This is a genomic window from uncultured Sphingomonas sp. (genome assembly GCF_913062585.1).
Lineage (GTDB): Bacteria > Pseudomonadota > Alphaproteobacteria > Sphingomonadales > Sphingomonadaceae > Sphingomonas.
The window spans coordinates 40079-56996 of the sequence record NZ_CAJXWX010000013.1 but is presented as its reverse complement, the minus strand read 5'-3'; the positions used below and the strand labels follow the sequence as shown (position 1 = coordinate 56996).

The following is a 16918-nucleotide window of genomic DNA, read 5'->3' as shown; positions in this document are numbered from 1 at the left end:
GGAGGGTATCATGGAAATCGTCGCTGCCGATATCGGGGGCACCCACGCACGCTTCGCGCTCGCCGAGGTCGAGAATGGACGCGTCGTCAAACTGGGCGAGCCCTGCACGCAGAAGACCGCCGAGCACGCCTCGCTTCAGACCGCGTGGCAGGCCTTCGCCGCGCATGTCGGACGCCCACTTCCCAACGCGGCGTCGCTGGCCATCGCCTCGCCGATCACCAGCGACGTGATCCGCATGACCAACAATCCCTGGGTCATCCGCCCCTCGCTGATCCCCGAGCGACTGGGCGCGGACACCTATACCGTCATCAACGATTTCGGTGCGATCGGCCACGCCGTCGCGCAGGTACCCGAGGAGGATTTCCTCCATATCTGCGGCCCGGAAGAGCCAATACCCGAACAGGGCGTTGTCACCGTCTGCGGCCCCGGCACGGGCCTGGGCGTCGCACAGGTGCTGATGACGCCGCAGCGTTACCATGTGATCGAAACCGAGGGCGGGCATATGGACTATGCTCCGCTCGACGGGATCGAGGATGCCATCCTCAAGCGGCTGCGCCGTACCTTCACCCGCGTGTCGTGCGAGCGCATCTGTTCGGGGCCAGGCATCATCGCGATCTATGAGACGCTCGCCTCGCTCGAAGGCCGCGCGGTGCCCAGCCGCGACGATCGCGAAATCTGGACCGAGGCGCTGGAAGGCACCGACTCGATCGCACTCGCCGCGCTTGACCGGTTCTGCCTCGCGCTTGGTGCCGTTGCAGGCGACTTCGCGCTGGCGCAAGGCGCCAAGACCGTGGTGATCGCGGGCGGCCTGGGCTATCGTATCAAGGACAAGCTGCTTCGCTCAGGCTTCGACCAGCGCTTCATGGCCAAGGGACGCTTTCAGTCGCTGATGGCGAAAATCCCCGTCAAGCTCATCACCCATCCCCAGCCCGGCCTGTTCGGTGCAGCCGCGGCCTTCGCACAGGAGCATACATGACCGACATCGCCACCATCATGCGCACCAGCGCGGTCATTCCCGTGCTGGTCATCGACGACGCCGCCACCGCCAAACCGCTGGCCGAGGCGCTGGTCGCGGGCGGGCTGAAGGTGCTGGAGGTGACGTTGCGCACCCCCGCCGCGCTGGAAGCCATGGCCGAGATGAAGAAGGTCCCCGGCGCGATCGTCGGTGCCGGCACCGTCGTCAACGAGCAGCAGCTGCGCGACGTGGCCGATGCGGGTGCGGAGTTCATCGTTTCGCCCGGCCTGACCGATCGGCTTGGCGCGGCGGTAATCGACAGCGGCATCCCCTATCTGCCCGGCATCGCCAATGCGGGCGACATCATGCGCGGGCTCGATCTGGGCCTGACCCATTTCAAGTTCTTTCCCGCCGAGACCAGCGGCGGGCTGAAGGCGCTGAAGGCGCTGGCCGCGCCCTTTTATCAGGCGCGCTTCTGCCCGACCGGTGGCATCACCGAAGCGAGCGCCCCCGACTGGCTGGCGTTCGACCGCGTGCTGTGCGTCGGCGGCAGCTGGGTCACGGGCGGGTCGATGGCGGACGTCGAGGCCAAGGCGCGCGCCGCGGCGGCGCTGCGCGGCTGATCCAAATCCTCCCCAAGCTATGCTTGGGGAGGGGGACCGCCCGGCAAAGCCGGGTGGTGGAGGGGCGTGGCATCCGCGATTGTCGACCGCGACATCCGTCCGTCAGGCCTGACGGCCTGCCACCTCCCCTACAGGGGAGGAATATCCACCGCCCCTAGCACCCACTGGCGAAACGCCTTCATCGCCAGTCCCTCTTTCCGCAACAGCAATCGCGTCAACCAATAGCACCCGGCGTCAATTTCCACGTCGAACGGCTGCACGAGCCGCTCCGTTGTCAATTCATGTCCGAACATCACCTTTGGCGCGAGCGCTACGCCCAGCCCCGCCATCGCGGCCCCCACCATCAGTGCCGAGCTGTCGAACATCGGCCCGCGCAAGGTCGGCGGCTGCGCACCCGCCGCCGCGAACCAGCTTTCCCATTCGCTGACCCGATAGGATCGCAACAGCCGTTCGCGCGCCAGATCCCCCGGCGCTTGCAGCCGAGCCGCCACCAGCGGCGCGCAGAGCGGTGTCAGCGGCGCAGCCATCAGCCGCTCGGCATGGGTGCCATGCCACGCCCCGTCGCCAAAGCGGATCGCATAATCTAGCCCCTCCCCCGCCAGATCGACCCGGTTGTTGTTGATCGACACGCGCAGGTCGATATGCGGATGGGTCGCGGCGAAATCGTCCAGCCGCGCGAGCAGCCAGCCGGTGGCAAAAGTCCCGACCACCCCGATATTCAGCACATATTGGAACCGACCATCGGCAAAGCGATCCAGCGTCGCCCCGATCCGGTCGAACGTCTCGGCCAGCACCGGCACCAGCGCCTGTCCGTCGTCGGTCAAGGCCAGCCCGCGCGGCAGCCGGTGGAACAGCCGCGCGCCCAGTCTTTTCTCGAGCGTCGCGACCTGATGGCTGACTGCCCCCTGGCTGACGCATAGCTCGATCGCGGCCCGGGTGAAGTTCAGATGCCGTGCCGCCGCCTCGAATGCGCGAAGGGCGTTGAGCGGCAGTTGGGCACGGTCCATGGCCCACCATGAATTCTGCTCATGGCTCTGTCGAGCGAAGATGCTTTGTCGGCGCGCCCGAAGCGATCCATCATGCCGGGCAAGGAGACCCATCATGCTCGCCAGGCCGACCCTCTTCTCGCTGATCGCGCTCGTCACCGCAACCGCCAGCCCTCAGGCGCCGGATCCGCTGACCCGGCCGATCGTGACCGACCGCACCGCCGGATGGCTGACGCCGCGTCCGCCGGTAAGGGTCTTCGGCAATACCTATCTGGTCGGTTTCGGGGGCCTGAACGTCGCGCTGATCAATACCGGCAAGGGCCTGATCCTCATCGACGGCGCGCTGCCCCAGGCCGCACCCGCGATCCTGGCCAACGTCTCCAGGCTCGGTTTCCGGCCGCACGACATCAAATATATTCTCAGTACCGAGCCGCATTTCGATCATGCGGGCGGCATCGCGGCCCTGGCGCGAGACACCGGCGCGACCGTCATCGCCAGCGCGCGCGGCGCCGAACGATTGCGGACCGGCCGTCTGGCCGCCGACGACCCACAGCGGGCTTATGACAGCCGCTTTCCCGCCGTGGCTTCGGTCCGCGTCATCCATGACGGCGAAAAACTACGACTGGGCGACACGGTCGTGACGGCCCGTGCGACGCCGGGCCATACCATGGGCAGCATGAGCTGGAGCTGGCCCGCCTGCCAGGCTGGATCATGCCGCGCGATCGTCTTCGCCGCCAGCCTGAACCCGGTGTCGGCCGAGGATTATCGCTTCTCGGCCCCGGCGAATCGTTCCGTCGTCATGGCCTTCGCACGCGGGCAGGCGGCGATGGCGCGCCTGCCCTGCGATATATTGATCACCGCCCATGCCGATCAGGACGGCGCCACCGACCGCTTCCGCGATTCTCCCGGTGCGTGCCGGGCCTATGCCCGTTCCTCAAGAGAGGCGTTGCAGGCTCGGTTGCGCCGGGAGGCCGCATCGCCGCGCTGATTACTCGACCGTCAGGTTGCTCAGCGAGCGGACCGAGACCTCGTGCTGGAGGCGGTTATAGCTGCGCGGCGTGCCGTTGATCACGTTGACGATCGGCATCAGCTTCAACATGCCCTTCACCCGCACGGTACGGCCGATCAGCGCGGTTTCGGGGGCCGCGCCCAGCTTTTCCTGCAGCTTGCGCGCGGCTTGAGGGGTCAGCCGGAAGGTCAGGTCGTCCGGCGAGCGGTAATCGGCATTCGAGTTGAGGTACAGCGCCTCGCGCGTCCGCTGGGCCGCGGCGACCGTCATCTCGAACGTGCCCGTGACACCCCGGCCACGCCGCGCATCGGCCAGCGCCATGGCCTCGGTAGGCTGCATTACCGCGCCAGCCTGCGGCATGGCGGCGACCAGAAGTACGGAACCCAGCAACGTGATCATCGAACAGTCCTCCCAACCAGAAGCCATGGTCTGGCAGGAAGATGCTACAGGTCCGAGTCCAAGTTGAAAGTGGGCGAAAGGCGCTGGTTACATTTCCCCGCGCTGGCGACGGATCGCGTACCATTTCTGAACATTGGCATTATGCTCGGCCAGCGTGTCGGCAAAGACATGGCCACCGGACCCGTCCGCGACGAAATACAAGGCCTTGCTGTCCGCCGGATCCAGCACCGCGTCGATCGAGGCACGCCCCGGATTGGCGATCGGCCCGACCGGCAGGCCGGGGCTGGCATAGGTGTTGTACCCGTTCTTGGCGTGCAGCTCCGAACGCAGGATACGGCGGCCGAGCGGACGCCCCTTGGTGATCGGGTAGATGACGGTCGGGTCGGCCTGAAGCGGCATTCCGATGCGCAGACGGTTGCCATAGACCGCCGCCACCGTCCGGCGTTCGGAGGGCTTGCCCGTCTCCTTCTCGACGATCGAGGCGAGGATGATCGCCTCCTGCGGCGTCTTGACCGCGATGCCGGGCTTACGGTCGGCCCAGGCCTGGGCAAGATAGTCCTTCATCGCCTTCTGCATCCGCGCGACCACCGAGGCGCGGGTGTCGCCCTTCTGGTACGCATAGCTGTCGGGCAGGATCGAACCCTCGGCAGGGACCGGCACATCGCCGGTCAGCCCGTCGGCGCGTATCAGGGCGTCATAGACCAGGACAGACGGGTATCCCTCGGGCACCGGCACCAGCCGCTGGCGGACCTTTCCTTCCTGCAGCAGGGTCAGGACGTCATGGGCGCTGGCATGTTCGGGAATGGCATATTCGCCCGCCTGGATTGCGCTGCCCTTGCCGAAGAGCCGCGCATAGAGGCGGAACCGCCCGGCGGAACGGATCGCACCGGCCTTTTGGAGGGCATTGGCGGCCCGCGCCAGGCTGGCGCCCTCGGGCACGACGACGGCGAGGGGCTTCTGCGCCGGTCCGCTGCCCGCCCAGTCATGCGCGACCCAGGCGAATACGGCGATGCCGATCAGCCCCAGCAGCAACCCGATACAGCCGACCTTGCGCATATCTCACCCGGTTTTGACTAGGGCGCACAGGCCCGGACAGGAAACAACCCCGGCACCGATCCGGGCCCGCTTGCGTGCCAGCCCGATGGCGCGGGCCGATCCATATTGCAAGCGGACCCCGAACGATGCCGGGGTTGGCATTTCAAACGGCCTGCACTTCGTTCGCACTGAGCGAAGTCGAAGTGCATGCCCTGCGTGCACCCCTGATCCCGTGGCCTTCGACTTCGCTCAGGCTGAACGGAGGTTGGGGAGCGTGGCACAATATAACCGCCGTTCAGCCTGAGCGTAGTCGAAGGCCAAGGGAAACCCCTGGAACGCAACGACTCCGCCCCACCCGAACGGCGGAGGAGCGTCAGATCGCCTTCATCACCAGCGAAGCATTGGTGCCGCCGAAGCCGAACGAGTTGTTCAGCACCGCCTTCACTTCGCGCTTCTTGGCCGTGTGCGGGACCAGGTCGACGCCCTCGGTGCCCTCGTCGGGGTCATCCAGGTTCAGCGTGGGCGGCACGATCTGGTCGCGCAGCGCCAGGATGCAGAAGATGCTCTCCACCGCACCGGCGCCGCCCAGAAGATGGCCGATCGCCGACTTGGTGCTCGACATCGACGCGCCCGACAGGTCGTCGCCGAACACGCGCTTGGCGGCGGCCAGTTCAATCGTGTCGGCCATGGTCGAGGTGCCATGCGCGTTGATATAGTCGATGTCCGACGGCTCCATGCCCGCCTTGCGCAGCGCCATGCGCATCGCATTCTCGGCGCCCTTGCCCTCGGGGTGCGGCGCGGTGACGTGATAGGCGTCGCCCGACAGGCCGTAGCCTACGACCTCGGCATAGATCTTCGCGCCGCGCGCCTTGGCGTGCTCATATTCCTCGAGCACGACGACGCCCGCGCCCTCGCCCATCACGAAGCCGTCGCGGTTCTTGTCATAGGGACGGCTCGCCTCGGTCGGGCGGTCGTTCATGCTCATGTTGAGCGCCCGCGCCTGCGCGAAACCGGCGACGCCCAGTGGGTTGATCGTGCTTTCCGAACCACCCGCCAGCATGATGTCGGCATCGTCGTCGCGGATCATCCGCGCCGCGTCACCGATCGAATGCGCGCCGGTCGAGCAGGCGGTGACGACCGCATGGTTCGGGCCCATCAGGCCGTATTTGATGCTGACCTGACCCGAGATCAGGTTGATCAGACGACCGTGGACGAAGTGCGGGCTGACCCGGCCGGGGCCGCGCTCGTGCAGATTGACCGATTCGATCTCGATGCCCGGCAGGCCGCCGATGCCCGAGCCGATCGACACGCCGGCACGCAGCTTCGTCGCCTCGTCCATCTCGGTCAGGCCGGCATCTTCCAGCGCCTGTCCGGCGGCGTCGATGCCATAGACGATGAACGGATCGACCTGGCGCTGGACCTTGTGGTCGACGCGCTTGTCGGGGTCGAAGCCATATTCATGATCCTTGGGCTTCACCTCGCACGCGATGGTGCATTTCTGCCCGGTGGTATCGAACCGCGTGATCGGACCGGCGCCGGACTTGCCAGCGATCAGATTGGCCCAGGCGGTTTCCACGTCCGCGCCCAGAGGCGTGACAAGACCCAGTCCGGTGACGACGACGCGCCGCATATTCCACTCCATTCAGAACGAAAACGGCTCCCCGCCCGCTAGTCGGGGTCGGGGAGCCGCTTGAAACCTGGCCTGTTACGGCCTGATCGGCCCGCATGACGGCGGGCCGAGTGGCCCCGTTATCAGGCCTTGTTCTCGTCGATGTACGTGATCGCGTCCTTGACGGTCGTGATCTTCTCGGCGGCATCGTCCGGGATTTCGACACCGAACTCTTCCTCGAACGCCATGACGAGCTCGACGATGTCGAGGCTGTCGGCACCGAGATCGTCGATGAAGCTCGCGTCCTCGGTCACCTTGTCGGCTTCGACGCCGAGATGCTCGACGACGATCTTCTTCACGCGGTCGGCGGTCTCGCTCATGGTAATCCCTTCTCGTATCTAATCGGGGGTTGGTAATTCCTGAACGCACGTAGAACGCGCGCCCATGTCTGGCAAGCCCGTCCAGCGACGGACTTGGTTTAGTATCGGATCATTCGAGCCCTGGCAGGGCTCAGAGCATCGCCATGCCGCCATTGACGTGCAGCGTCTGGCCGGTGACATAGCCCGCTTCCTTCGACGCCAGGTACACGACGGCGGCGCCGATATCCTCGCCCTTGCCCAGGTCGCCCGCCGGAATCTTGCCGAGCAGCGCGGCCTTCTGCGCCTCGGGCAGCACGTCGGTCATCGCCGAGCGCATGAAGCCCGGTGCAACGCAGTTGACGGTGACGTTGCGGCTGGCGAGTTCCTGCGCCACCGCCTTCGACATGCCGACGATGCCCGCCTTGGACGCGGCATAGTTCGCCTGGCCCGGATTGCCGGTCGCGCCGACGATCGAGGTGATCGAGATGATACGGCCGAAGCGCGCCTTCATCATCGGCTTGGCGGCGGCGCGGATCAGGCGGAAGGTCGCCTCCAGGTTGACGCTGATGACCTGGTCCCACTCCTCGTCCTTCATCCGCATGGTCAGGTTGTCGCGGGTGACGCCCGCATTGTTGACCAGGATGTCGAGCTTGCCGCCCAGCGCTTCCACCGCCTGCGGGACCAGCGCGTCGACGGCAGCGGGGTCGGAGAGGTTGCACGGCACCGCGACATGATCGCCGCCCAGCTCGGCACGAAACGCCTCCAGCTTGTCGATATTGGAGCCGGACAGCGCCAGCTTCGCCCCCTGCGCGGCCAACGCCTTCGCGACCGCCGAGCCAAGGCCACCGGACGCGCCGGTCACGAGGGCTGTCATTCCTGTCAGGTCGAACATTGGAAACTCCCTAGAAATTTTGTTCGCGCAGACGCGCGGAGGACGCAGAGGGGTTATGGCAGAGGGGTTATGGTTGTTGACGAGGCGACGTATACCCTCGCGCAACGTCTCCCCTCCGAAGTTGATCAACAGCCCAACGGGCTGACCAGTCAGACGCAGATAGGTCAGTAGTTGTTTGGCGTGAACAGGAGCCAAGCGTTCCACCGATTTGATTTCGACCACAAGGCGCTCATCAACCAAAAGGTCGATCTTGAACGCTCCCTCGATACGCACGCCTTCAAATTCGATGTCGATACTGCGCTGGCGCGCGACCGAGTAGCCCATAGCCGCCAATCTGGCGGCCAGGACAATCTCATAGACACTTTCCAGGAGACCGGGACCCAACTCGCGGTGCAGCCGCAAGGCCACATCGACGACATCCCCGCTGATGAGATCGATGTCACGCAATGGCCCCAATCCCCCTCTGCGTCCTCCGCGCCTCTGCGCGCAAAAATCAGAGCTTGGCGAGAAGCCCCTCGATATCGTCCATCGTCACGACACTCACCGCGTCCGCATCCGGCGCGATGCGCTTGACCATGGGGCCGAGCACCTTGCCGCCGAACTCGACGAAATTCGCGACACCCGCATCCTGCATCGCCAGCACCGATTCGCGCCAGCGGACCATGCCCGTCACCTGCGCCACCAGCAGCGCGCGGATCGCGCCGGGATCGGCGACCGGTGCCGCCTCGACATTGGCATAGACCGGCACCAGCGGCGCGCGGATCTTCGCCTCGGCGAGCGCGGCGTCCATCGCATCGGCGGCGGGCTGCATCAGCGGGCAGTGGAACGGCGCCGACACCGGCAGCAGGACCGCGCGCTTGGCGCCCAGATCCTTGGCCAGCGCCACGGCCTTCTCGATCGCGGCGCGGTGGCCGGAGATCACGACCTGGCTGGGATCATTGTCGTTCGCCACGGTGCAGACCAACTCCTCGCCACCCTCGGCCAGGATCGAGTCGACCGCCGCGCCCGCGATGGTCTTCGCCTTTTCCAGGTCCGCGCCGAGCAGAGCGGCCATCGCCCCCTCGCCCACCGGCACCGCCGCCTGCATCGCCCGGCCGCGCAGCTTGAGGAGACGCGCGGTCGTCGCCAGGTCGATCGCATCGGCCGCGCACAATGCGGTATATTCGCCCAGCGAGTGGCCCGCGACGAAATCGACCTTTTCCGACAGGCGGACGCCGCCTTCCTTTTCCAGCACGCGCAGGGTCGCGATGGCGTTCGCCATGATCGCGGGTTGCGCATTCTCGGTCAGGGTCAGCTCGTCGGCTGGCCCCTCGACCATCAGGCGATAGAGATGCTGGCCCAGCGCCTCGTCGACCTCCTGGAACACCTCGCGGGCGACGGGGCTCGCCTCGGCCAGCGCCTTGCCCATGCCGACGGCCTGGCTGCCCTGGCCCGGAAAGATGAATGCACGCATATGTCGTTCTGCCATGAAACGGTAATAGGATGGCCCGCGCGGTAGAAAGGTCGCCCGCCGCTGGCAAGTGCGAGGCCCCTTAGCCGCTTGCCTTTTGCCGCCAAATCGCTATGAGCCAGCGCACCATTGGGCGGGAAGCACCTGCTTCACCCGCCCTCATGCCATTTTGGCGTGACGGTATTGAAGTATGGAAGACAGCCGGAGGGGCGTCCCACATGGGGTGGGCGTCAGCGATCGGCCAACATAAGGTAAGCTGCATGGCTCTTTACGAGCACGTGTTCCTTGCGCGCCAGGATCTGGCACAGGCGCAGGTGGACGCGCTGGCGGAAGCCGCCACGAAGATCGTCGAGGACAATCAGGGCAAGGTCGTGAAGACCGAGACCTGGGGCCTGCGTTCGCTGGCGTACAAGATCGCCAAGAACCGCAAGGCGCATTACGTCATGCTCGAAATCGACGCCCCCGCGGGTGTCGTCGCCGAGCTGGAGCGCCAGACCCAGATCAACGAAGACGTGATCCGCTACATGACCGTCAAGGTTGACGGCCATGAAGAAGGTCCGTCGGTGATGATGCGCAAGCAGGAGCGCGACCGCGAGCGTCGTGCCGATCGTGGCGAACGCCCCGACCGTGCTGACCGCCCCCGTCGTGATCGTGAAGAGGAAGCCGCATAATGGCCCGCCCGTTTTTCCGTCGCCGCAAGAGCTGCCCCTTCTCCGCGAAGGACGCGCCCCGGATCGACTATAAGGACGTCCGTCTGCTGCAGGGCTTCGTGTCCGAGCGCGGCAAGATCGTTCCGTCGCGCATCACCAGCGTGTCGGCCAAGAAGCAGCGCGAACTCGCCCAGGCGATCAAGCGCGCGCGTCATCTGGGCCTCCTGCCCTACGTCGTGAAGTAAGGGGTCTTACAGATGAACGTTATTCTGCTTGAGCGCGTCGAGAAGCTCGGTGCCATTGGCGACGTGGTTTCGGTGAAGGACGGCTATGCCCGTAACTTCCTGCTGCCGCGCAAGAAGGCGCTGCGCGCCAACGAAGCCAACAAGAAGGTGTTCGAGGCCAACCGCGCCCGCATCGAAGCCGAGAACGCGAACCGTCGCGCCGAGGCTGAAGTCGAGTCGAAGACCTTCGAGAACGCCACCGTCACCCTGATCCGTCAGGCGTCGAACGTCGGCCAGCTGTACGGCTCGGTCGCGGTGCGTGACCTGGTCGAGGCGCTGGTCACCGACGGCCACAAGGTTAACAAGAGCCAGATCGTGCTCGACCGTCCGATCAAGGCGATCGGCCTGTACGACGTGCGCGTCGCGCTTCACCCGGAAGTGGCCGTGACCGTCAAGGTCAACGTCGCCCGTTCGCCGGAAGAAGCCGAGATGCAGGCGCAGGGCGTCGACGTCATGGCCTCGATGTTCGAGCGTGACGAAGCCGGCTTCACCGAGGATTACGATCCCAACGCAGAGCCCGGCGCCACCGCCGAGGTTCAGCCGGAGCAGGAAGAAGAAGTGCAGGGCTAAACCCTTACCGCTTCGGCCTTCCGCCGATAAAAAGAGGGCCGTCCGGGATGACCGGGCGGCCCTTTTTGCGTCTTGGGAGACAGCAACCGGATGCGCACCCTATGGGCGCGCGAATGACCTCAGGGGCAACTGACGCAGGCGCTGACGACAGCGGCCAGAGGGATCAAGGCGAAGATGAGCGGCATTATCTTTTTCATGGTCAAAACTGCCAAAGCCTATCCATGGCCAGTAAATACACGGCCGAGTGCAAAAGTTTCGTTACGATAAACGCACGAGCGAAAAATTCTTCGCTTCGTCGCCATATGGGCTCGGCTCATCGCTAAAACAAGGACTGTTTAGCCTGGGTTAAGCGAGAGCGATGCGCTGCACTGCGCCCGGCGGTAGCGACCGGCATTCTCCCGTGAACGCAAGGCCGACGGTCCGATCCGACTTTACGACACGCCTATCCGCCTGCATCGTCCGCCTCGTTTCCGTCGATAGGGGTGTCGCATGAGTTGGGGAGCCTATCGTTGGAAAGCGCGACTTTTTGGCATGCTGTCCATGAGGAGGGGATTTCGGCTGCGGGCAGGCTGGCCTCTCACGTGGCGACATGCGGCGACACATGAGTGGCCACCCCTGCCGATCACCGCAGATGATTTTGCCTGGTCCCGGGAGGCGGGAATCGGCCTTGTCGCCGAATATGGCGACGAGACGCTGTTTCTGATCGACCGCGACTGGTTCGGATGGCCCGATCCGCCCCAATGGGGCCTGGCATCCTACGATCGAAACCGGAACAGATGGGCGATGTGGGGTGATTTCGACGAATGGCCTGCGGCTTGGCAACGTCCCGCACCGATGGGCTGACCCTGCGGAGCACCTATACCCGCCACATCTCCAAGACGGCGCCACCCAGAGCGATCGTAACGAATAGGAACGGTAATTTGGCATGATAGGCCGAGCAACGCTGACCCACGCCCTCGCCGCCGTAGCGGCGGCCTATGCCGCTCCCCCAGAGCCATTAAAGGGGCAATTTCTGGCGGCGATTTGGGCGGACCTTCAACTCAACGCGACGATCGGAAACGATAATGGGATCGCGTCACTTTGGTATCAGGCAGGGAGCGGTACAGCGCCCGACCTCCATATCCAGGATCTCGCCTGCACTCGAAAGCAGTCGCAATATCGGTGCTCTTTTGTGCTGCATCGGGACGGTGGCCCAAAGATAATATCGGGCCAGGCTGCCCCAGCCAGATTGGCCTGCACCGCGTCCTTCCATGCCACCGGCGAGGGCTGGTCCGTCGTCCATGAAGCTCCGCGTCGCATGGGCCACAGCAGGACCTCAATGCTCTGCAAAAGCCTGTCGGGCTGATCCTCCCTGCGGCGCTTCGTTTGAAGGCCCACGTCGAACTATGTGTCGCGCTTGAAACACAGGATACAGATGGGGATCGGGGAAAGCGCGATTGTCACGAACACCAGTAGTTCATCCAGGTGCCATTGTTGATTCCAGCCCGCCCATGCAAGCGTGAACCACGCCCCGCTCGCGACTACGACGGTGTAGCCGATTGCGGCGACCCGCGCCGAAACATTTGGTTTACCTGCCATCCGTGCGGAATATCATGAGCCTCCATGCACGCGAAGGGGCCTAACTGCCTCGACCATCATATGGACTGTCGATCGCCATCCGTTCTGTTGCAAAAGGGTTGAGCGATCGCGGAGTATCTCCATGATCTGACGGCACGCTCATCACTTCCGCCCGAACAGCTTCTCGATATCCCCATGCTGTAATTTCACCCAGGTCGGGCGGCCATGGTTGCACTGGCCGGAATGCGGCGTGACCTCCATTTCGCGGAGCAGCGCGTTCATCTCGGCGACCGACAGGATTCGACCCGCCCGGACCGAGCCGTGGCAGGCCATGGTGGCCGCGACATGGTCCAGCCGCTCGCGCAAGGACAGCGCCTGGTCGAACGCCGCCAGTTCGTCGGCTAGATCGGCGACCAGCCCCTTGGGATCGCTCTGTCCCAAGAGCGCAGGCGTGGCGCGGACCAGCATCGCGGTCGGGCCGAAACGTTCTAGGTCGAGGCCAAACTCGGCCAATTCCTCGCCTCGCGCCTCCAGGCGGTCGCAGGCGGGTTCGTCCAGTTCGACGACTTCGGGGATCAGCATCGCCTGTGATGCGACCCGCCCGCCAGTCAGCGCGGCACGCATCCGCTCGAGCACCAGACGTTCGTGCGCGGCGTGCTGGTCGACCAGTACCAGGCCGTCCTCGGCTTCGGCGACGATATAGGTCTTGGCGACCTGTCCGCGTGCGACGCCCATCGGATATTGTCGCATTTCGGGCGGGGGAGTGAAGGCGGCTTCGGCGCGGGCGAGCGGCGGCGGTGCCGCGAAGCCGGGGCGAGCCGCGAAGAGCGACTGGCGCTCCATCACGCGCGTTTCCGGTGCGGCGGCGGACCAGTCATCGGCTATCGGAGCCGCCGCCAGGGGTGAGGCAACACTCTCGGCCTGCCACATGGCCAGCGCCGAGTCGGGCGGACGCTGGACGCTGCGATGGCCCGCTTCGTCCAGGGCGCGACGCAGGCCCGAGACGATCATGCCCCGGATCAGCGCGGGATCGCGAAAACGCACCTCGGTCTTGGCCGGATGGACGTTCACATCGACTTCCGATGGCGGCATGTCGAGGAAGAGCGCGACCACCGCGTGGCGATCGCGCGGCAGCATCTCGGCATAGGCGCCGCGGATCGCGCCCATCAGCAGCCGGTCGCGCACAGGCCGCCCGTTGACGAACAGATATTGATGGTCGGCAATGCCCCGGTTGAAGGTCGGCAGCCCTGCGACACCGCCAAGTGTCACCGAGTCGCGTACCCAATCGATCGCGACGGAATTTTCTGCCAGCGCCCGGTCGGTAAGCCCCGCCACCCGGCCCGGACGCTCCTCGCCGCCCGGTACGGTCAGCACCCGCCGCCCGTCATGCTCCAGCGTGAAGGCGATATCCGGCCGCGCCATCGCCAGGCGGCGTATCATGTCGAGACAGGCGGCATATTCGGATCGCGGCGAACGCAGGAATTTGCGCCGGGCGGGGACGCGTGCGAACAGGTCCTCGACCACGATCCGCGTTCCCGGCGGCACGGCGGCGGGGCCGTCGCGCAGCACCTCGCCATTGTCGACCACCCGCGCCCAGCCATCGCGGCCCGCCGGTCGGCTTTCGATCGTCACCCGCGCGACGCTGGCGATCGACGGCAGGGCTTCGCCGCGAAATCCGAGGGTTAGGACCGATTCGATCGCCTCGTCCGGCAATTTCGAGGTGCAATGCCGCTCCAGCGCCAGCGCCATGTCGTCGGCCGTCATGCCGCAACCATCGTCCGCCACCTCGATCCGGCCGATCCCGCCCTGCCCGATCGACACGGCAATCCGTGTCGCCCCCGCGTCGATCGAATTTTCGACCAATTCCTTCAACGCACTGGCGGGCCTTTCCACCACTTCACCGGCCGCGATACGATTGACGAGATGGGGAGGCAGACGCCGTATTGACATGCGGCAAACCCTAGCCCAAGCGACGGCATCCCGCGACCCCGCAAATGACGGTGCAGGCGCCTGTGACGGCTCTTGGCGGCGGTTCGGGATATGAGTCCACGCCCACCCGGTCCACAGACGGAACGAAAGCTTCGATGCCCCTCCCCCGCTTCCTGAAATTCATGTCGCAAGACATGGCGATCGACCTCGGCACCGCGAACACCGTGGTCTATGTCCGCGGACGCGGCATCGTGCTGAACGAGCCGTCCGTCGTCGCGGTCGAGACGATCAACGGCATCAAGCGGGTGAAGGCGGTCGGTGACGACGCCAAGCTGATGATGGGCAAGACCCCCGGCAATATCGAGGCGATCCGCCCGCTTCGCGACGGCGTGATCGCCGACATCGACGTCGCCGAACAGATGATCAAGCACTTCATCCTGAAGGTGCACGGCCCGCGCAAGTTCGCGCGCTGGCCAGAGATCGTGATCTGCGTGCCGTCGGGTTCGACCAAGGTCGAGCGCCGCGCGATCCGCGACGCCGCCTCGAACGCGGGTGCGAGCCAGGTCTTCCTGATCGAAGAGCCGATGGCCGCCGCGATCGGCGCCGACATGCCCGTCACCGAGCCGATCGGCTCGATGGTGGTCGACATTGGCGGCGGCACGACCGAAGTCGCGGTGCTGTCGCTGCGCGGTCTCGCCTACACCACCTCGGTCCGCGTCGGCGGCGACAAGATGGACGAGTCGATCGTCTCTTACGTTCGCCGCAACCATAACCTGCTGATCGGCGAAGCCACCGCCGAGCGGATCAAGCAGGAAGTCGGCATCGCGCGTCCCCCGGCGGACGGCATCGGCGTGACCATCCAGATCAAGGGTCGCGACCTGGTCAACGGCGTGCCCAAGGAAATCCAGATCAACCAGGGCCAGATCGCCGAGGCCCTGTCCGAGCCGGTTGCGACCATCGTCGAGGGCGTCCGTGTTGCCCTGGAGAACACCGCGCCCGAACTGGCCGCCGACATCGTCGACCAGGGCATCGTCCTGACCGGCGGCGGCGCGCTGCTTGAGGGGCTGGACGAGGTCCTGCGCGACGAGACCGGCCTGCCGGTGACGGTGGCGGAGGATCCGCTGACCTGCGTGGCATTGGGCACCGGCCGCGCGCTGGAAGACCCGATGTATCGCGGCGTCCTACTGAACGGCTAACCTCCAGCATAAGGGGACCGGCGCATGGCGCCTGCCCGCGACCGTCGCACCGGTTTCTCGCGACGGCGGCAATATGGGGCTTTCCTGGCCTATGTGCTCGCGGTGGCGGGTGCGGTGGTGGGTGCGGTGCTGCTTGTCGCATCGACCTTCAACCCGCCCGTCTTTGGCAGCTTGCGCATGACGCTGGGCAGCGTGACCGCCCCGATCTCCGGCGCGTTCGTCGCGGTCGGCGATGCTGTCAGCGGCGTGCCCGACGCCATCGGCCATTATTTCTTCGTCCATTCCGAGAACGACCGCCTGCGCGCCGAACTCGACCGGTCGCGCAAGCTGCTCCAGACCGCACGGACCATCTCCTATGACAATGTCCGGCTGCGGCGTCTGCTGGCGGTCCGGGACCGCACCGCCGATACGGTCATCACCGCGCGGCTGGTCAGCTCGACCGGCTCAAGCGGCCGTCGCTTCGCGCTGCTCAATGCCGGGCGGTGGCAGAATGTGACGCCGGGCATGGCGGTGCGCGGGCCGGAAGGGCTGATCGGCCGGGTGGTCGAGGCGGGGCCCGCCGCCGCGCGTGTGCTGCTGCTCACCGATCCCGAAAGCATCGTGCCGGTCCGCCGCACCCGTGACGGCCTGCCCGCGATCGCGGTCGGGCGGGGTGACGGCACGCTCGACGTGCGGTCGGTCAACACCAATGTCCGGCTGGCCAAGGGCGATCTGTTCGTCACATCGGGCACCGGCGGCCTTTACGCGCCCAACATCCCGGTTGCGCGCATCCAGAGCGACGGCGGCGACGTCGCCATCGCCCAGCCTTTCATCCAGCCCGATACGCTGGACTTCGCGATCGTTCAGCGCGCCTTCATGCCGATGCCGTCACCTGCGCCGGCACCCCGGCCGTGACCCTCGACACCAGCAACCCCTTCGACCCCGGACTACCACCCGCCCGCGCCCGGGCCCTGCCGTGGCTGACCGTGATGGCCGGTTCGCTTTTCGCCATCGTGCCGGTGGTGGCGATCGTGCCGTTGCAGCCGCCCATGGGGCTGCTGATGCTGCTCGCCTGGCGGCTGGTCGCGCGCTTCGCGTTGCGGCTCTGGGCCGCCGCGCCGCTCGGGTTATTCGACGATCTGGTGTCGGGCCAGCCGCTGGGCTCGGCGATGCTGCTCTGGTCGCTGACCTCGCTCGCCATCGACCTGTTCGAGCATCGGCTGGTGTTTCGCGATTTCTGGCAGGACTGGCTGATCGCCAGCGGGGCCATCGCCTTCTGCCTGATCGCCGGGCGCTTCCTGGCGGTGCCGGTGGGCGCGCAGGTGGACGCGCCGCTGATCGTCCAGATCGGGATCACCATCCTGCTGTTCCCGATGGCGACGCGCCTCGTCGCGTGGATCGATCGCAAACGCGGCCGAAATGAGGTAGGGGCCTGA

General features: G+C 65.9%; 18 protein-coding genes and 1 pseudogene. 10 read left to right on the top strand and 9 right to left on the bottom strand.

Annotation, left to right across the window (positions count from 1 at the left end):
• The first annotated feature begins 10 nt into the window (after nt 1–10).
• Entirely contained in the window at nt 11–976 is a 966-nt protein-coding gene (gene glk, locus QZ546_RS10405) for a glucokinase (protein WP_294236847.1), read from the top strand.
• Nucleotides 973–1578 carry a bifunctional 4-hydroxy-2-oxoglutarate aldolase/2-dehydro-3-deoxy-phosphogluconate aldolase gene (gene eda / locus QZ546_RS10400; protein ID WP_058744040.1) on the top strand — a complete coding sequence of 202 codons (606 nt, stop codon included), beginning with the start codon at nt 973–975 and terminating at the stop codon, nt 1576–1578. The genes glk and eda overlap by 4 nt, the downstream gene beginning before the upstream one ends.
• Nucleotides 1579–1706: 128 nt before the next feature.
• On the opposite strand, the gene QZ546_RS10395 is transcribed toward eda, so the two are convergent.
• Complete coding sequence (locus tag QZ546_RS10395; protein ID WP_294236844.1) at nt 1707–2585, bottom strand: LysR family transcriptional regulator; 879 nt, start codon at nt 2583–2585, stop codon at nt 1707–1709.
• Between the two features lie 94 nt (nt 2586–2679).
• Here QZ546_RS10395 and bla point away from each other — a divergent pair, with 94 nt between their 5' ends.
• Nucleotides 2680–3552 (top strand): subclass B3 metallo-beta-lactamase, encoded by an 873-nt coding sequence (gene bla, locus QZ546_RS10390; RefSeq protein ID WP_294236842.1) that lies wholly within the window; start codon nt 2680–2682, stop codon nt 3550–3552.
• Here bla and QZ546_RS10385 read toward each other — a convergent pair whose 3' ends face one another.
• The 7 genes and pseudogenes from QZ546_RS10385 to fabD all read right to left on the bottom strand — a co-directional run bounded on the left by QZ546_RS10385 (nt 3553) and on the right by fabD (nt 9320).
• On the bottom strand, nt 3553–3972 hold the full coding sequence (locus tag QZ546_RS10385) for a hypothetical protein (protein WP_294236840.1): 420 nt from the start codon (nt 3970–3972) through the stop codon (nt 3553–3555).
• Nucleotides 3973–4059: 87 nt separating this feature from the next.
• A complete protein-coding gene (mltG, locus tag QZ546_RS10380) occupies nt 4060–5028 on the bottom strand; it encodes an endolytic transglycosylase MltG (protein WP_294236838.1) in 969 nt (322 codons plus the stop codon).
• Between the two features lie 352 nt (nt 5029–5380).
• The gene (gene fabF, locus QZ546_RS10375; protein ID WP_294236834.1) at nt 5381–6637 is read right to left on the bottom strand and encodes a beta-ketoacyl-ACP synthase II; all 1257 of its coding nucleotides are present in this window, start codon (nt 6635–6637) and stop codon (nt 5381–5383) included.
• Between the two features lie 122 nt (nt 6638–6759).
• On the bottom strand, nt 6760–6996 hold the full coding sequence (locus QZ546_RS10370; RefSeq protein WP_007403554.1) for an acyl carrier protein: 237 nt from the start codon (nt 6994–6996) through the stop codon (nt 6760–6762).
• Between the two features lie 130 nt (nt 6997–7126).
• Complete coding sequence (gene fabG, locus QZ546_RS10365) at nt 7127–7867, bottom strand: 3-oxoacyl-[acyl-carrier-protein] reductase (protein WP_294236938.1); 741 nt, start codon at nt 7865–7867, stop codon at nt 7127–7129.
• A gap of 57 nt (nt 7868–7924) precedes the next feature.
• Nucleotides 7925–8314, bottom strand: a pseudogene (locus tag QZ546_RS10360) (GxxExxY protein); the annotation flags it as partial.
• A gap of 46 nt (nt 8315–8360) precedes the next feature.
• Complete coding sequence (gene fabD / locus QZ546_RS10355; protein ID WP_294236831.1) at nt 8361–9320, bottom strand: ACP S-malonyltransferase; 960 nt, start codon at nt 9318–9320, stop codon at nt 8361–8363.
• Nucleotides 9321–9577: 257 nt separating this feature from the next.
• Between fabD and rpsF the strand changes: the two genes are divergently transcribed.
• From rpsF to QZ546_RS10335, 4 genes are all read left to right on the top strand, one after another.
• The gene (gene rpsF / locus QZ546_RS10350; protein ID WP_037567458.1) at nt 9578–9988 is read left to right on the top strand and encodes a 30S ribosomal protein S6; all 411 of its coding nucleotides are present in this window, start codon (nt 9578–9580) and stop codon (nt 9986–9988) included.
• Nucleotides 9988–10212 carry a 30S ribosomal protein S18 gene (gene rpsR / locus QZ546_RS10345; RefSeq protein ID WP_007403456.1) on the top strand — a complete coding sequence of 75 codons (225 nt, stop codon included), beginning with the start codon at nt 9988–9990 and terminating at the stop codon, nt 10210–10212. The genes rpsF and rpsR overlap by 1 nt, the downstream gene beginning before the upstream one ends.
• Before the next feature lie 12 nt (nt 10213–10224).
• The gene (rplI, locus tag QZ546_RS10340) at nt 10225–10821 is read left to right on the top strand and encodes a 50S ribosomal protein L9 (RefSeq protein WP_294236829.1); all 597 of its coding nucleotides are present in this window, start codon (nt 10225–10227) and stop codon (nt 10819–10821) included.
• 489 nt (nt 10822–11310) lie between these two features.
• Nucleotides 11311–11664, top strand: a complete 354-nt coding sequence (locus tag QZ546_RS10335) for a hypothetical protein (protein WP_294236826.1) — start codon at nt 11311–11313, stop codon at nt 11662–11664.
• A gap of 876 nt (nt 11665–12540) precedes the next feature.
• Here QZ546_RS10335 and mutL read toward each other — a convergent pair.
• Nucleotides 12541–14328, bottom strand: a complete 1788-nt coding sequence (mutL, locus tag QZ546_RS10330) for a DNA mismatch repair endonuclease MutL (RefSeq protein WP_294236823.1) — start codon at nt 14326–14328, stop codon at nt 12541–12543.
• Nucleotides 14329–14462: 134 nt separating this feature from the next.
• Between mutL and QZ546_RS10325 the strand changes: the two genes are divergently transcribed.
• The 3 genes from QZ546_RS10325 to mreD are packed head-to-tail and all read left to right on the top strand — an operon-like array spanning nt 14463 to nt 16918.
• Nucleotides 14463–15503 (top strand): rod shape-determining protein, encoded by a 1041-nt coding sequence (locus tag QZ546_RS10325; RefSeq protein WP_042482832.1) that lies wholly within the window; start codon nt 14463–14465, stop codon nt 15501–15503.
• Nucleotides 15504–15527: 24 nt separating this feature from the next.
• Complete coding sequence (gene mreC / locus QZ546_RS10320; RefSeq protein ID WP_294236818.1) at nt 15528–16397, top strand: rod shape-determining protein MreC; 870 nt, start codon at nt 15528–15530, stop codon at nt 16395–16397.
• Entirely contained in the window at nt 16394–16918 is a 525-nt protein-coding gene (gene mreD / locus QZ546_RS10315; protein ID WP_294236816.1) for a rod shape-determining protein MreD, read from the top strand. The genes mreC and mreD overlap by 4 nt, the downstream gene beginning before the upstream one ends.

Excerpts from the sequence above, each read along its gene's own strand:
- glk (WP_294236847.1), top strand. The coding sequence starts at position 11 with ATGGAAATCGTCGCTGCCGATATCGGGGGCACCCACGCACGCTTCGCG.
- eda (WP_058744040.1), top strand. The coding sequence starts at position 973 with ATGACCGACATCGCCACCATCATGCGCACCAGCGCGGTCATTCCCGTG.
- QZ546_RS10395 (WP_294236844.1), bottom strand. The coding sequence starts at position 2,585 with ATGGACCGTGCCCAACTGCCGCTCAACGCCCTTCGCGCATTCGAGGCG.
- bla (WP_294236842.1), top strand. The coding sequence starts at position 2,680 with ATGCTCGCCAGGCCGACCCTCTTCTCGCTGATCGCGCTCGTCACCGCA.
- QZ546_RS10385 (WP_294236840.1), bottom strand. The coding sequence starts at position 3,972 with ATGATCACGTTGCTGGGTTCCGTACTTCTGGTCGCCGCCATGCCGCAG.
- mltG (WP_294236838.1), bottom strand. The coding sequence starts at position 5,028 with ATGCGCAAGGTCGGCTGTATCGGGTTGCTGCTGGGGCTGATCGGCATC.
- fabF (WP_294236834.1), bottom strand. The coding sequence starts at position 6,637 with ATGCGGCGCGTCGTCGTCACCGGACTGGGTCTTGTCACGCCTCTGGGC.
- QZ546_RS10370 (WP_007403554.1), bottom strand. The coding sequence starts at position 6,996 with ATGAGCGAGACCGCCGACCGCGTGAAGAAGATCGTCGTCGAGCATCTC.
- fabG (WP_294236938.1), bottom strand. The coding sequence starts at position 7,867 with ATGTTCGACCTGACAGGAATGACAGCCCTCGTGACCGGCGCGTCCGGT.
- fabD (WP_294236831.1), bottom strand. The coding sequence starts at position 9,320 with ATGCGTGCATTCATCTTTCCGGGCCAGGGCAGCCAGGCCGTCGGCATG.
- rpsF (WP_037567458.1), top strand. The coding sequence starts at position 9,578 with ATGGCTCTTTACGAGCACGTGTTCCTTGCGCGCCAGGATCTGGCACAG.
- rpsR (WP_007403456.1), top strand. The coding sequence starts at position 9,988 with ATGGCCCGCCCGTTTTTCCGTCGCCGCAAGAGCTGCCCCTTCTCCGCG.
- rplI (WP_294236829.1), top strand. The coding sequence starts at position 10,225 with ATGAACGTTATTCTGCTTGAGCGCGTCGAGAAGCTCGGTGCCATTGGC.
- QZ546_RS10335 (WP_294236826.1), top strand. The coding sequence starts at position 11,311 with ATGAGTTGGGGAGCCTATCGTTGGAAAGCGCGACTTTTTGGCATGCTG.
- mutL (WP_294236823.1), bottom strand. The coding sequence starts at position 14,328 with ATGTCAATACGGCGTCTGCCTCCCCATCTCGTCAATCGTATCGCGGCC.
- QZ546_RS10325 (WP_042482832.1), top strand. The coding sequence starts at position 14,463 with ATGCCCCTCCCCCGCTTCCTGAAATTCATGTCGCAAGACATGGCGATC.
- mreC (WP_294236818.1), top strand. The coding sequence starts at position 15,528 with ATGGCGCCTGCCCGCGACCGTCGCACCGGTTTCTCGCGACGGCGGCAA.